The sequence below is a fragment of the Mycobacterium sp. genome, from assembly GCF_032159775.1.
Taxonomy (GTDB): domain Bacteria; phylum Actinomycetota; class Actinomycetes; order Mycobacteriales; family Mycobacteriaceae; genus Mycobacterium.
Genome location: NZ_JAVHWK010000110.1, coordinates 37,523 through 51,639, shown reverse-complemented (window position 1 = coordinate 51,639; position 14,117 = coordinate 37,523). Strand labels below are relative to the sequence as shown.

Here is a 14,117-nt window from a genome sequence, read left to right as displayed (position 1 = left end):
CATACACCGCCGAGTCAAGTGTATGGCCGAACTAATTGGACATGACGCCCCGTCGTGCGATGGTGCCGTTAGGGTTGGCAATCGTGCGCGTCCTCGTGATCGGATCCGGTGCCCGCGAACATGCGCTGCTGCTAGCCCTGCGCAGAGACCCTGAGGTGGAAACCCTGGCGATCGCGCCCGGCAACGCCGGTACCGCCGCGATCGCCGATCAGTACGACGTCGACATCACTTCGCGCGACGAGGTGGTGGCACTGGCAGGCAAGATCGGCGCAGATCTTGTGGTGATCGGTCCCGAGGTGCCCCTGGTGCTCGGTGTGGCCGATGCGGTCCGGGCCGCCGGGATCGCCTGCTTCGGGCCGACGAAGGACGCGGCCCGCATCGAAGGCTCGAAGTCGTTCGCCAAGGACGTGATGTCGGCTGCAGGCGTCCGGACCGCACGAAGCGAGATTGTCGACAACCCGGCCCGCCTCGACTCCGCGTTGGATCGCTTCGGCCCCGACGGTGGCGAAGCGGCGTGGGTGGTCAAGGACGACGGCCTCGCCGCGGGCAAGGGCGTAGTGGTGACGACCGACCGGGACGCCGCGAGAGCGCATGCGGCCGGCCTGCTCGACGCCGGACATCCGGTTCTTCTCGAGACATTCCTCGACGGTCCCGAGGTGTCGCTGTTCTGTGTCGTCGACGGCGAGACGGTGGTGCCGCTGCTGGCCGCGCAGGACTTCAAGAGGGTCGGCGACGGCGACACCGGGCCGAACACCGGAGGCATGGGCGCCTACGCTCCGCTGGCATGGCTACCGGACGAGGTGGTCAACCAGATCGTCGACGACATCGTGAAACCCGTTGCCGCAGAGATGGTCGACCGGGGAAGCCCATTTTCCGGACTTCTCTACGCGGGCCTGGCGATCACATCGACGGGCCCTTCGGTCGTCGAATTCAACTGCCGCTTCGGCGATCCGGAGACCCAATCGGTGCTCGCCCTGCTCGACTCACCGCTCGGCCAGTTGCTTCGTGCCGCGGCCACCGGCAACCTGGCGGAGCAGGCGCCATTGCAGTGGCGCGACGGCGCGGCGGTGACCGTCGTGCTGGCTGCCGAGAACTACCCGGGCCGTCCCAGGGTCGGCGACGTGATCACCGGCGCCGAAGCGGACGGGGTTCTGCACGCGGGCACCACGCGTCGCGACGATGGGGCCGTCGTCTCATCGGGAGGGCGGGTGCTCTCTGTGGTCGGCACCGGCGCCGACCTGGCTGCCGCCCGCGACGACGCCTACGCCCTGATGAAGTCGATCCGGTTGCCCGGCAGTCACTTTCGCAGCGATATCGGGCTGGCGGCGGCCGAGGGGCGAATCCAGGTCTAGTCGATTACGCCGTCAGCAGCGGCGCGATCCACTCCAATTCCGCAGGCAGCTGCGAACTCCAGAACCCACCGTCGTGTCCACCGGGTGAGAACCCGCCTGCGGGCGGGTTCGGCAGCTGCTTGATGAACTGCTGCGTCGCCGAGTAGAACGGATCACTGTTGCCGCAGTCGATTCGAATCGGTATGGACCCGAGAGCCGGAAGACCCCACACACTGTTGGCGGCGTAGTCGTCGGCGCCGTCGAACGCGCCGGGGGCGGCCGCACCTGACGATGTCCACAACGCCGGGCTGACCGCGCAGACGGCGGAGGTACGCGCGGGGCCGAGCCGCGCGCCGAGCAACAACGCGCCGTAACCGCCCATCGACCAGCCGAGAAACGCCACGCGCGAGGTGTCAAGGCCCTGCGATGCGAGCATCGGGATCAGTTCGTCGAGCACCATTGCGCCGGAGTCCTCACCCGAAGCGCGCTTGTGCCAGTAGCCCCCGCCGCCGTCGACGGCGACGACCGCGAATGGCGGCAGCCCCGCGGTGACCGCCTGAGCCAAGCCCTGCTCCACACCGCCGGCCATCACCTGTGCCGCGTCGGCGCCCTTACCGTGCAGCGCGATGACGGGTCTGAGCGGCTGGGTCTGTCCCGGCGGCCGCGCGATCGCCCAGTTGGTGTCGATGCCTCCGCGTGCGGCCGACACGAACGACCCGCTGGTGTACGTCGGAGCCGCGGTTGCCGCCGGTTCAAGCGGAGCGGGCGGTGCCAACGGTGCGAGCGGGGTGCCGGCGCTCGTCATCTCCACCGGTGGACCCGCGATCGACGGACCCGACTCGCGCAGTGTGCCGAATGCGAAGGCGCCCGCGGCCCCTGCCGCCGCGCTGACACCGAGTCGCATCATCGCCCGGCGGCTCCATTGCTTGCCTCGGTGCTGATTGCCTTGGTGCTCTGGCATGCGGGCCATCATGCCATTGGATGTTGGCGTACCCGCGGCCGGCGTTTGGGCAATGCATCCAAATCGGTAGGCGCGCCGACTTCCTGTGTAAAGACTTAGCTTTAGCCGAAAGAGCCATTTCGACGTCGTGTGGCTGGCAGCATGCAAGGAGTGACGGCGGCGGTGACACCCAAGGGCGTACGCAGGAAGTACGCACTGGTGACTGCGGCCGCCGAGTTGCTGTGCGAAGGCGGGTTCGATGCTGTGCGTCACCGTGCCGTGGCGCGCAGGGCCGGTCTCCCCTTGGCGGCGACGACCTATTACTTCTCGTCCCTCGACGACCTGATCGTCAAGGCCGTCGAGCACGTCGGCGCACTCGAGGCACAGCAACTGCGTGAGCGGGTTGCCGGGTTGTCGCGTCGCCGTCGCGGGGCCGAGGCGACCGTCGACGTGTTGGTGGATCTGCTCGTCGGCGACGATCCCGAGAGCCAGGTGAGCGAGCAGTTGATCTCGCGGTACGAGCGCTACATCGCATGCGCGCGTCAGCCCGCTCTACGCGAGGTACAGCGGCGAATTCTGCAGCAGCGGACCGATGCGGTCGTCAAGGTCGTGGACCTGTGCGGCCGGTCGGTTCGTGCCGAACTCGTGTCTGCGTTGGTGTGCGCCGTCGACGGGGCGGTGGTGGCGGCGCTCGTCGATGACGTCGACGGTCCGCGCGGCACCGCGCGCGCGACGTTGATCGACGTCATCGATGTGCTCGCCCCGATCACGTCGCCGATCTCCGCGCCGCTGCTCACTGCCGCTCCCGGCTGATTCCACTCACGGTCTCGTTCCTGTTTGCACCATTGCGGGTGCAGTGCGGTTGGTGCTGGTCAATGATGGGCCTACTCACAGCCATCTGACAGGGAGGTGCAATGGCCGGGACCGATACCGCCGAACAGCAACCCGAACTGAAGCGGGTGATGGGCCCTGGTCTGCTGTTGCTGTTCGTCGTCGGTGACATCCTTGGCACCGGGGTTTACGCGCTCACCGGTGACGTCGCGGCCGAAGTCGGTGGGGCCGCCTGGGTTCCGTTCCTCGTCGCGTTTCTCATCGCCACCATCACCGCGTTCAGCTACCTCGAATTGGTCACCAAATATCCTCAGGCGGCCGGGGCTGCGCTTTACGCGCACAAGGCATTTGGCATACAGTTCGTGACGTTCCTGATTGCGTTCGTCGTGATGTGTTCCGGTATCACCTCGGCGACGACGGCGGCCCGAACCTTCGCCTCGAACTTCTTCAAAGGCTTCGATTTCAGTCTGGGGACTGCCGGAATCGTCGCGCTGGCGTTGTTCTTCATAATCGCGCTCGCTCTGATCAATCTGCGTGGGGTGGGCGAAAGCGTCAAGCTCAACGTGTTCCTGACGATCATCGAGATCAGCGGCCTGCTCCTGGTGATTCTGGTAGGGCTGTGGGCGTTCACCGGCAACCCGGATGTGGACTTCTCGCGTGTGGTTGCGTTCGACACCCCCGAGGACAAGAACGTCTTCATGGCCGTGACCGCGGCCACCTCGCTGGCCTTCTTCGCGATGGTCGGTTTCGAGGACTCGGTCAACATGGCCGAAGAGACCAAGGATCCGTCGAAGATCTTCCCGAAGATGCTGCTGACCGGCCTCGGCATCGCAGGCATCGTTTACATCCTGGTGTCGATCGTGGCGGTGGCGCTGGTGCCGATCGGCGAGCTCGAGGCCAGCGACACACCGTTGGTGGAGGTCGTCAAGGCCGGTGCGCCCGGGCTGCCGATCGACAAGATCCTCCCGTTCATCACGATGTTCGCGGTGTCCAACACGGCGCTGATCAACATGTTGATGGCCAGCAGGCTGATCTACGGCATGGCCCGTCAGCATGTGCTGCCGCCGGTGCTCGGGAGGGTGCATCCGCGGACCAGAAGCCCGTGGGTGGCCATCATCTTCACCACCTGCATCGCCGTCGGCCTGCTCATCTACGTCACGGCATTCGCCAACGAGAAGGCGATCAGCGTTCTGGGTGGGACGACATCGCTTCTGCTGCTTGCGGTGTTCGCCGTCGTCAACGTCGCGGTGCTGGTGTTGCGTCGTGACGTGGTTGCGGTGGGCGGGCACTTCAAAACGCCGACCATTCTTCCGGTCATCGGCTGTATCACCTCGCTGTACCTGGTGACGCCGCTGTCGGGCCGGCCGTCGCAGCAGTACATCCTTGCTGGCATCCTCGTCGTCATCGGGATCGTGCTGTTCTTCGTCACGATGGCGATCAACCGCAGGCTCGGCGTTCAGGACGCCGGCATCAAGGACCCGACGCGGCTAGGCGAAGCGCCCGACTGACATCACATCCGGTAAAGCCGCTCGCGAATCGTCCGGGCTTCGATCTGCGCCTGGGCGAGCAGCTCCTCGAGATGCGAAAGGCGTTCGTGGAGTTCGTCACTGGGGGGTGGCACCACGCGTCTGCGTGGAGCAGGCGTGAGATCGGGCGGAAGGCTCGGGGTCACGATGTAGCCGTTTTCGAAGTCGCCGTAGACGGTGACGTCGTCGGGCCGTTGATACCAGTAGAGCGCGATGTAAGCGCAGAGCACCGCGTCGACGGGATCCTCGTCGCGGTCGAGCTGAACCGGCTTCGTCGCGGCCTCCACCCGTTTGCGAAGCTCCACCCAGCCGACGCTGCGGTTGGCCCGCAGCCGCGGTGTCGCGTCATCGAGCCCTTCGATGAGCGTCATCAGCTTCAACAGGTCGCGCTGGCGATCCCCGAAGGATCCACGCTTGTACTTCAGTGTCTTGTCGAGCCCGAACAACACCACCGTCGCCGGATGTGGATAGACCTCGATCGCCTTTCGGTTCGAGGCCGACGCGGGATCCATGTCCAGGTCGAGCGCTGCGGCCAGCCGGGCAGCGCGGGGATGCTTGAGTTCGGGCTTCTCGGCGAACACGGGGCGTGCGCCGGCGTCGAACCTCTGGAAATCGCGGTTGAACGCGGTCTCGGCGGGTCGATGTCCGGTCTGATTGTTGACGATCAGCGGCGCGTCGAAAGCAACGAGGCAGTCGCCGGCCGTGAACGGAGCGATGGCGTCGATGATGTCGGCGTCATCCCGGGCGGCACCGACATGCAGAAGCCGACCGTCGGCGTCGATGGCCGCGACACCGGTCTGGTTTTTCTCGCCCCAGGCGAGATCGAGCCCAACGAAGCGCATAGGGCTACTGTGCCTTAACCGCGCCAATTCTCGCCGCCGTAAGCTGTGTATTTGTGGCGATTCCAAACGTGCTGGCCAGCAGGTATGCCAGCGACGAGATGGTCGCGATCTGGTCGCCCGAGGCCAAGATCGTCGGTGAGCGCCGACTGTGGCTGGCGGTGCTGCGCGCGCAGGCCGAGTTGGGCGTCAACGTTCCGGACGGCGTGATCGACGACTACGAGCGGGTAATCGAGGACGTTGATCTGGCATCGATCGCCGAACGCGAGCGGGTGCTGCGCCACGACGTCAAGGCGCGGATCGAGGAGTTCAACGCGTTGGCGGGCCATCAGCATGTGCACAAGGGCATGACGAGCCGGGACCTGACGGAAAACGTTGAGCAGCTGCAGATCCGCCGGTCATTGGAACTGGTGTTCTCGCACGGCGTCGCGGTGGTGGCGCGGCTGGCCGAGCGCGCGCTGAGCTATCGCGACCTGGTGATGGCAGGGCGCAGTCACAATGTCGCGGCGCAGGCGACGACGTTGGGCAAGCGGTTCGCCTCCGCGGCAGAGGAGATGCTGATCGCATTGTCTCGGCTGCGCGAGCTGATCGACCGCTACCCTTTGCGCGGCGTCAAGGGGCCGATGGGCACCGCGCAGGACATGCTCGACCTGTTCGACGGTGACACCTCGCGGCTTGTCGATCTGGAGCGCCGCATCGCCGAATTCCTCGGCTTCACCGATGTTCTGACCAGTGTCGGACAGGTTTATCCGCGGTCCCTGGACCACGATGTGCTGTCGGCGCTGGTGCAGGTGGGTGCTGGACCGTCGTCGCTTGCGCACACCATTCGGCTGATGGCGGGACACGAACTGGTGACCGAGGGCTTTGCGCCGGGCCAGGTCGGTTCGTCGGCGATGCCGCACAAGATGAACACGCGATCGTGCGAGCGCGTCAACGGACTGCAGGTGATACTGCGCGGCTATGCGTCGATGACCGCCGAACTTGCTGGCGCGCAATGGAATGAGGGCGACGTGTTCTGTTCGGTGGTGCGCCGTGTCGCACTGCCCGATGCGTTTTTCGCCATCGACGGGCAGACCGAGACTTTCCTGACAGTGCTCGACGAGTTCGGTGCGTATCCCGCGGTGATCCAACGGGAACTAGACCGCTATCTGCCGTTCCTGGCGACAACCCGCATCTTGATCGCGGCGGTGCGCGCGGGCATGGGGCGTGAGGCGGCACACGAAGTCATCAAGGAGAACGCGGTCTCGGTCGCGTTGGCGATGCGGGAGAAGGGCGCCGAACCCGACCTCTTGGACCGGTTGGCCGCCGACAAGCGATTGCCACTGGATCGGGCGGCGTTGGATGCGGCCCTGGCGGACAAGCAGGCGTTCACCGGCGCAGCGGGCAGTCAGATCGACGCCGTCGCCACAGCGGTGGACGAACTGGTCAGCCGTTATCCCGAGGCGGCGAAGTACACCTCGGGTGCGATCCTGTGACCTTGGCCGGCCCGCTCTCGCAGGTCGACTTCACCGATCTGAACAACTTCGCCAACGGCTTTCCGCACGACCTGTTCGAGTTGCATCGCCGCGAGGCACCCGTCTACTGGCATCAACCGACCGACAACACGCCGGACGGCGAGGGCTTCTGGTCGGTGGCCACGTATGCGGAAACGCTTGCAGTGCTGCGTGATCCGGAGACATATTCGTCGGTGACCGGCGGCACGCGGTCTTTTGGCGGCACCCTGCTGCAGGATCTCGCCGTTGCGGGCCAGGTGCTGAACATGATGGACGACCCGCGGCATTCACAGATCAGGCGGTTGGTCAGCTCCGGGCTGACACCTCGGATGATCCGCAGGGTCGAGGACGACCTGCGCGGCCGCGCCCGTCGGCTCCTGGATGAGGTCGAACCAGGGGAGCCGCTCGACTTCCTGGTCGAGATCGCCGCCGAACTGCCGATGCAGATGATCTGCATTCTGTTGGGAGTGCCTGAGTCGGAACGGCATTGGCTGTTCGAGGCGATCGAGCCGCAGTTCGACTTCGGTGGCTCGCGCAAGGCGTCGGTGGGCCAGATGACGCCCGAGGAAGCCGGAACCAGGATGTACGCCTACGGCCAGGAGCTGATCGCGGCCAAGCGGGCCGAGCCGACCGACGACATGCTGTCGGTGGTCGCGAACGCGACGCTGGACGCCGAAGGGCTCGCGGCGCCCTTCCTTTCGGAACTCGAGCTGTACCTGTTCTTCAGCCTGCTGTTCAGCGCAGGTGCGGAAACCACCCGTAACGCGGTCGCCGGCGGAATGCTCGCGCTGGCAGAACATCCCGGCCAGTTCGCGGCGTTGCGGGCAGATCCGTCGTTGTTGCCGACCGCCGTCGAAGAGATGGTCCGGTGGACGTCGCCGTCTCCGTCGAAGCGACGCACCGCCACACGCGACGTCGAGCTGGCCGGATGCGGGATCGAGGCCGGGCAGAAGGTGCAGATCTGGGAGGGCTCGGCCAATCGGGACGGCGCGGCGTTCGACAACCCTGACGTGTTCGACATCTGTCGTAAACCCAATCCGCACTTGGGTTTCGGGCAAGGTGTGCATTACTGCCTCGGTGCCAACCTGGCCCGGCTGGAGCTACGGGTGCTCTACGAGGAGCTGCTAGGCCGGTTCTCGTCGGTCCGCGTCGTCAAGCCGGTTGAGTGGACCCGGAGCAACCGGCACACCGGTATTCGTCACCTCGTCATCGAACTGGAAGCGTGAGACCCGACGCATTCGCGGCGGTGATGGCCACCGGCATCGTGTCAGTCGCGGCGGCGGACCACGGTTTTGACGGCCTCAGCGATGTGCTGGCGGTCATCTCGGTGGCTTTGCTCGCGGGTCTGGCGGTGCTGGCGACCGTGCGGTTGCGGCCGGACTTCGACGACCTCGACGTGCCCGTCCAACTGCTCACCTTCGTTGCGGCGTGCGCGGTCGTCGGCACGCGGCTGGCCTGGTGGCCGCTCGGGGTGGTCGGGCTGCTCGGCTGGCTGCTACTACTACCGATCGCGCTTCGGGCGATGTGGCCAAACCGGTGGACCGGCCTTCGCGACCGCGCGCGCGGCGGCTGGGAACTGGCCGGCGTCGCGACGGCCGGGCTGGCGATAGTTGCAGCGGATCTCGGTCTGGTGGCCGTGGCGATCGGGCTGCTGGTGTTGGGCATCTGCCTCTACTGCGCGATGACGGGCCTGGTGCTGTGGCGGGCGGTGCACGCACCGTCGGCGCCCGACCTGTTCGCGCCCGACGCCTGGATTCTGATGGGCGGGGCCGCGATCGCCACACTTGCCGGCGATCACATCCACAAGGCAGGCTTCACCGACGTTCGGCCGGTGACGATCGTGACGTGGGTCGTCGCCAGTGCGTGGATCCCGGTGCTCGCCGCTGCGACGGTGCGGATGCGCGGCGGGAATTGGTGGGCGGCGGTGTTCCCGCTGGGCATGTACTCCTCGGCGACGTTCGCGACGGCCGTCGAGACGGGCTGGCGCCCGTTGACGACGAGCTCGCTGGTGTTCTTCTGGATCGCGCTCGCAGCCTGGCTCCTCACCTCCCTGCGATTTGGGCGCGCTCACATACGCTGAGCGTCGATCAGCGCGCCGAAATCGCACTACGGATCTCGGCGATCACCCGGTCCGGATACTCGGTCAGGTCCAACCACGTGAAGCGCAACACCTGCCAGCCAGCCAATGCGATGGCGTTCTGGCGTATCCGGTCGTGGTGGAAGTCCTCGCTATCGGTGTGGAATGCCAACCCGTCGACTTCCAGCGCGACTTTCTGCTTCGGGAAGCCGACGTCGACGCGGTAGCCGGCGACGGGATAGTTCGCCACCCACCCAGTGATTCTCGCCGCCTTGAGTATGTGAATGAGTAGCCGCTCCGCGTGGGAGCGGGCACCATCGGCAGCGGCTTGCAGTAGCAGTCGTGCGGCGGGTGATCCGTACCGACCCTTGTTGCGCAGATGCGCCCGCCACAAGGCGGTCAAGTCGACGCGACGTTGCAGCGCTGCGTCCATCAACTTGACGTTGCGGCGAGGTCGTACCGACGCTTCTATGACAGTCAAAGCCAACTCCGTGATTCTCAAACCACGGACTTCGACGATGTCGGCTGATTTCAGATCACGCCTACGGACCACGCAGCCGTCGTGACATCTGCCGTGACTGTTCCTTGGCACGGTCACCTCGACAATGTCCGGTGCAAACCGTGTCAGGCCCAGCCACCACGCTGCGGCCATCCCACTCGCCGTGGCTTGCCCGCCGTAGCTCCACACCGCAACGCGCAGCCGCGCGGCATCGGTGAACGGACGGTCGTCGACGAAAAAGACGCCGGGCGCGAAACGTTGCCAACGACCCGAACGCACGCGTCGGGCAACGGCGGCCTGGCTGAGGCCGGCACGTTGGGCGTCAGCGAGCGTCAGCACACCATCCTGTGAACGTAAAACCTCATCGAGCACATCGAGAATCGACTCGCGGCGACGCGCACAGGTTCCATACATCGTGATTTCGGCGCGCTCACGTGCGCTGAGCGTCGATCAGCGCGCCGAAATCACTGATACGGCTAGGTGCCGCGGCGGGCGACGCCTGCCGATCGCAGCTCCAGCGCGGCGAGGCCACTGATCGCCGCCGGGTCCTCGTGCCGCCAGGCACCGACGGGGTCGTCGTTGATCGCCGCAAGCTTGGCCAGCGGTCGGTTCGCCAACGCCCGCAGCGCGAGCAGTTGTTCGCCCGCAGGAGTGCGCGCCAGCGTCAGCGCCACCCACTTACGCCTGAAGAACCGCAGCCGCAGCACCAGCCACGGCCCCGCGATAGCCATGATCGGCGGCGCGGCGACCGCCAGCGCCAGCAGCCAGGCCAGCCACGTCGCCGTCGAGTTAAGCTGCGCGCCCGCGCCCGCGATGTCACGGGCGAATCCACCCGCCGCCCTCAGCGGGCTGCTCAGCGCATCGCCGATCAGCGGGACGTTGTCGGCGTTGTCGCCGGCGTGATCGAGATTGCCCGCGATCCCGTCGGCCCCGGTCTCGACGTCGGCGCCGAAGTCGGCGATGGTCGCGACGGCCGAATGCACCGCCATTCCGATCACCACCCAGATGGCGATCCAGACGCCGACGACGAAGTCGCTGATCAACTGCCCGAGGAGCCGGGCGGGTGTGGTGGCGTAGGGCACATACCTCGATGTCATGCCGTCGATCCCAACACAAATGGACCGCTAGGCTGACCCGATGCGCCCAGCTCTTTCTGACTACGAGCATCTGGCCAGCGGCAAGGTTCGCGAGCTTTACCACATTGACGACGACCACCTGCTGTTCGTCGCCAGCGACCGCATCTCGGCATTCGACTTCATCCTGGACAACGAGATCCCCGACAAGGGCCGCATCCTGACCGCGATGAGCGTCTTCTTCTTCGACTACACCAAGGCGGCCAACCACCTCGCGGGGCCGCCCGACGACCCGCGCATCCCCGCCGAGCTGCTCGGCCGGGCGTTGGTGGTGCGCAAGCTCGACATGATCCCGGTGGAGTGCGTGGCGCGCGGATATCTGACCGGTTCCGGGTTGCTGGACTACCAGAAGTCCGGCGAGGTCAGCGGTATCGCCCTGCCTCCGGGACTGTCGGAGGCCAGCAAGTTCGGCTTCCCGCTGTTCACGCCCGCCACCAAGGCCGACCTCGGTGAGCACGACGAGAACATCTCGTTCGCCCATGTGATCGACATGGTCGGCGCCGAGCGTGCCAACCAGCTGCGCGACCTCACACTGCAGACCTACATCCGCGCCGCCGACCACGCCTTGACGAAGGGAATCATCATCGCCGACACCAAATTCGAGTTCGGCATCGACGAGCACGGCAACCTGGTGCTTGCCGACGAGGTCTTTACCCCGGACTCGTCGCGGTACTGGGCCGTCGACACCTACAAGGTGGGCGTCGTCCAGCCCAGCTTCGACAAACAGTTCGTCCGCAACTGGCTGTTGAGTCCCGAATCGGGCTGGGATCGCGGCGGCAACAAGCCACCGCCCCCGTTGCCACCCACCATCGTGGATGCCACCCGCGAACGCTATATCAACGCCTACGAACGTATTTCGGGTTTCAAGTTCGCCGACTGGATCGGTGCCGAGGCGTGACGAAACCGTCGGCACCCCCTGTCGCGAAACGGGTGGAGCACCGCCGCGAGCATCACGGCGACGTCTTCGTCGATCCGTACGAATGGCTGCGCGACAAGTCCGACCCCGCGGTGATCGAATATCTGGAGGCGGAGAACGCCTACACCGAACAGGTCACCGACCACCTGGCGCCGCTGCGGCAGAAGATCTTCGAGGAGATCAAGGCCCGCACCAAGGAGACCGACCTGTCGGTGCCCATCCGCCGCGGCGGCTGGTGGTACTACACCAGGAGTTACGAGGGCAAGCAGTACAACGTGCACTGCCGTTGTCCGATAACCGATCCCGACGACTGGGCACCTCCGCAGTTCGACGAGCACACCGAGATTCGCGGCGAACAGGTGCTGCTGGACGAGAACGAGGAGGCGGAAGGACACGACTTCTTCGCGATGGGCGCCGCGTCGGTAAGCGTTGACGCCCATACGTTGGCCTACTCGGTGGACGTCCGCGGTGACGAGCGATACACCCTGCGATTCAAGGACTTACGGACCGGCCAGCTCTACGACGACGAGATCGCCGGCATCGGCGCAGGCGCTACCTGGGCCGCCGACAACCGGACCGTCTACTACACGACGGTCGACGACGCGTGGCGGCCGGACACCGTGTGGCGACACCGGGTCGGCGCGGGCCTGCCCGCCGAGAAGGTCTACCACGAGCCCGACGAGCGGTTCTGGCTCGCGGTCGGCCGTACCCGCAGCGACAAGTACGTCATCATCGCCGCGGGTAGCTCCGTGACGTCGGAGATCCGCTACGCCGACGCCACCGACGGGGAAGCCGAATTCGTTCCGGTCTGGCCCCGGCGCGAACGGGTCGAATACTCCGTCGAACATGCCGTCGTCGGCGGCGAAGACCGGTTCCTCATCTTGCACAACGACGGTGCCGAGAACTTCACCCTGGTCGAGGCGCCGGTGAGCGACCCGACCTCCATTCGGACGCTCATCGAGCACCGCGACGACGTCCGCCTCGACGCCGTCGACGCGTTCGTCGGTCACATCGTGGTCAGCTATCGCAGCGAGGCACTGCCGCGGATCCAGCTGTGGCCGCTCTATGCCGAGGGCACCTACGGCAGGCCGGAGGACTTCACCTTCGAATCAGAGTTGACGTCCGCGGGCCTTTCCGGCAACCCCAACTGGGACTCACCCAAGCTACGGATCGGCGCGACGTCGTTTGTCACCCCGGTGCGCATCTACGACGTCGACCTGGCCACCGGCGAGCGCACGCTGCTGCGCGAACAGCCGGTCCTCGGCGACTACCGTCCCGAGGACTATGTCGAACGCCGCGACTGGGCAGTCGCCGTGGACGGCGCGCGGGTGCCGGTGTCGATCATTCATCGAGTGGGTCTCCAATTCCCCGCCCCGACAATGCTGTACGGGTATGGCGCGTACGAATCCTGCGAGGACCCACGGTTCTCGATAGCACGGCTATCGCTGCTCGACCGGGGCATGGTGTTCGTCATCGCCCATGTGCGCGGCGGCGGCGAACTGGGCCGTCCCTGGTATGAGCACGGCAAGTTGTTGGAGAAGGCGAACACCTTCACCGACTTCGTCGCTGTAGCGGCACATCTCATCAACTCCGACGTGACCAGGCCCGAGAACCTGGTCGCGCTCGGCGGCAGTGCGGGCGGCCTGTTGATCGGTGCGGTGGCCAACATGGCGCCGCAGTTGTTCGCGGGTTTCCTCGCGCAGGTCCCGTTCGTCGATCCGCTGACGACGATCCTCGACCCGTCGCTTCCGCTCACCGTGACGGAGTGGGATGAGTGGGGAAACCCCCTGGCCGACAGCGATGTCTACTACTACATGAAATCCTATTCGCCCTACGAGAACGTCACGGCCAAAGACTATCCGCCGATTCTGGCGATGACGTCGCTCAACGACACCAGGGTGTACTACGTGGAGCCTGCCAAATGGGTTGCGGCGCTGCGCCATACGAAAACCGACGCTCACCCGGTCCTGTTGAAGACCGAGATGAGCGCCGGCCACGGTGGCATCAGCGGCCGCTACGAGCGCTGGAAGGAGGCGGCGTTCCAGTACGCCTGGCTACTGGATGCCGCCAAGGCCAACCACGAGGGCGGCGCCTATGAAGACGATCTGCTCGACCGTCCGTAGCGGCAGCTGCGTGGTCATCGACTTCGGCGGGCTCGGCATCCGTGACGCGTAGACGTTCGCCGGGAACATCGCCAGCATCATCACGCCGAGTGAGATCGCGGCCACCGGCCTTGTCGCCGGGTACAGCAGACCGACGGCGCCGAGCACTTCCAGCACGCCGGTGGCGGTGACCAGCAGGCCGCGGACGTGAGGAGCAATCGGACCCAGTGCAGGTAGCTGCGGTGGCACGATCGCGATCAGATCCCGACGCAGGGGATTGACGAAGTGCGCGATGCCGGTGACCAGGAACATCGCCGACAACCCGACGGCCACGGCTGCGGGCCAGCTGCCGACGTAGTCGGCGCCAAGCCAACCGGCCAGCCGAGCGGCGAGCGTTCCCAGCACGAGAGCGATAAGAGGTGCCATTTCC

General features: G+C 66.0%; 13 protein-coding genes. 8 read left to right on the top strand and 5 right to left on the bottom strand.

Going from position 1 to position 14,117, the window contains the following annotated elements; translation table 11 throughout:
• The first annotated feature begins 83 nt into the window (after nucleotides 1-83).
• On the top strand, nucleotides 84-1,352 hold the full coding sequence (purD, locus tag QOJ24_RS12725; RefSeq protein WP_526261649.1) for a phosphoribosylamine--glycine ligase: 1,269 nt from the start codon (nucleotides 84-86) through the stop codon (nucleotides 1,350-1,352).
• Between the two features lie 4 nt (nucleotides 1,353-1,356).
• Here purD and QOJ24_RS12720 read toward each other — a convergent pair whose 3' ends face one another.
• On the bottom strand, nucleotides 1,357-2,304 hold the full coding sequence (locus tag QOJ24_RS12720; RefSeq protein ID WP_526261647.1) for an alpha/beta hydrolase: 948 nt from the start codon (nucleotides 2,302-2,304) through the stop codon (nucleotides 1,357-1,359).
• Nucleotides 2,305-2,433: 129 nt separating this feature from the next.
• On the opposite strand from QOJ24_RS12720, the gene QOJ24_RS12715 reads away from it, so the two are divergent.
• Together QOJ24_RS12715 and QOJ24_RS12710 are read left to right on the top strand one after the other, a co-directional pair.
• A complete protein-coding gene (locus tag QOJ24_RS12715; RefSeq protein ID WP_526261645.1) occupies nucleotides 2,434-3,084 on the top strand; it encodes a TetR/AcrR family transcriptional regulator in 651 nt (216 codons plus the stop codon).
• A 101-nt stretch (nucleotides 3,085-3,185) separates the two neighbouring features.
• Nucleotides 3,186-4,610, top strand: a complete 1,425-nt coding sequence (locus QOJ24_RS12710) for an amino acid permease (protein WP_526261644.1) — start codon at nucleotides 3,186-3,188, stop codon at nucleotides 4,608-4,610.
• Nucleotides 4,611-4,612: 2 nt separating this feature from the next.
• Here QOJ24_RS12710 and QOJ24_RS12705 read toward each other — a convergent pair whose 3' ends face one another.
• On the bottom strand, nucleotides 4,613-5,470 hold the full coding sequence (locus tag QOJ24_RS12705) for a DUF429 domain-containing protein (RefSeq protein ID WP_526261643.1): 858 nt from the start codon (nucleotides 5,468-5,470) through the stop codon (nucleotides 4,613-4,615).
• A gap of 53 nt (nucleotides 5,471-5,523) precedes the next feature.
• Here QOJ24_RS12705 and purB point away from each other — a divergent pair, with 53 nt between their 5' ends.
• From purB to QOJ24_RS12690, 3 genes are read left to right on the top strand one after another with little or no spacing between them, the layout of a single operon-like run.
• Nucleotides 5,524-6,942 carry an adenylosuccinate lyase gene (purB, locus tag QOJ24_RS12700; protein WP_526261641.1) on the top strand — a complete coding sequence of 473 codons (1,419 nt, stop codon included), beginning with the start codon at nucleotides 5,524-5,526 and terminating at the stop codon, nucleotides 6,940-6,942.
• Nucleotides 6,939-8,186: a cytochrome P450 gene (locus QOJ24_RS12695; RefSeq protein WP_526261639.1), complete on the top strand. Its 1,248-nt coding sequence runs from the start codon at nucleotides 6,939-6,941 to the stop codon at nucleotides 8,184-8,186. Before purB ends, QOJ24_RS12695 begins: the two co-directional genes overlap by 4 nt.
• Nucleotides 8,183-9,040 (top strand): tellurite resistance/C4-dicarboxylate transporter family protein, encoded by an 858-nt coding sequence (locus tag QOJ24_RS12690; RefSeq protein ID WP_526261637.1) that lies wholly within the window; start codon nucleotides 8,183-8,185, stop codon nucleotides 9,038-9,040. Before QOJ24_RS12695 ends, QOJ24_RS12690 begins: the two co-directional genes overlap by 4 nt.
• 7 nt (nucleotides 9,041-9,047) lie before the next feature.
• On the opposite strand, the gene QOJ24_RS12685 is transcribed toward QOJ24_RS12690, so the two are convergent.
• Both QOJ24_RS12685 and QOJ24_RS12680 read right to left on the bottom strand, forming a co-directional pair.
• The gene (locus QOJ24_RS12685; RefSeq protein ID WP_526261810.1) at nucleotides 9,048-9,908 is read right to left on the bottom strand and encodes a DUF559 domain-containing protein; all 861 of its coding nucleotides are present in this window, start codon (nucleotides 9,906-9,908) and stop codon (nucleotides 9,048-9,050) included.
• A 104-nt stretch (nucleotides 9,909-10,012) separates the two neighbouring features.
• The gene (locus tag QOJ24_RS12680) at nucleotides 10,013-10,633 is read right to left on the bottom strand and encodes a hypothetical protein (RefSeq protein WP_526261635.1); all 621 of its coding nucleotides are present in this window, start codon (nucleotides 10,631-10,633) and stop codon (nucleotides 10,013-10,015) included.
• A gap of 40 nt (nucleotides 10,634-10,673) precedes the next feature.
• On the opposite strand from QOJ24_RS12680, the gene QOJ24_RS12675 reads away from it, so the two are divergent.
• Complete coding sequence (locus QOJ24_RS12675; protein WP_526261633.1) at nucleotides 10,674-11,567, top strand: phosphoribosylaminoimidazolesuccinocarboxamide synthase; 894 nt, start codon at nucleotides 10,674-10,676, stop codon at nucleotides 11,565-11,567.
• On the top strand, nucleotides 11,564-13,708 hold the full coding sequence (locus QOJ24_RS12670) for a S9 family peptidase (RefSeq protein ID WP_526261631.1): 2,145 nt from the start codon (nucleotides 11,564-11,566) through the stop codon (nucleotides 13,706-13,708). Before QOJ24_RS12675 ends, QOJ24_RS12670 begins: the two co-directional genes overlap by 4 nt.
• Here the strand turns inward: QOJ24_RS12670 and QOJ24_RS12665 are convergent.
• The gene (locus QOJ24_RS12665) at nucleotides 13,640-14,113 is read right to left on the bottom strand and encodes a DoxX-related protein (RefSeq protein WP_526261629.1); all 474 of its coding nucleotides are present in this window, start codon (nucleotides 14,111-14,113) and stop codon (nucleotides 13,640-13,642) included. The two genes, QOJ24_RS12670 and QOJ24_RS12665, sit on opposite strands and share 69 nt — an antisense overlap.
• Nucleotides 14,114-14,117 lie beyond the last annotated feature (4 nt).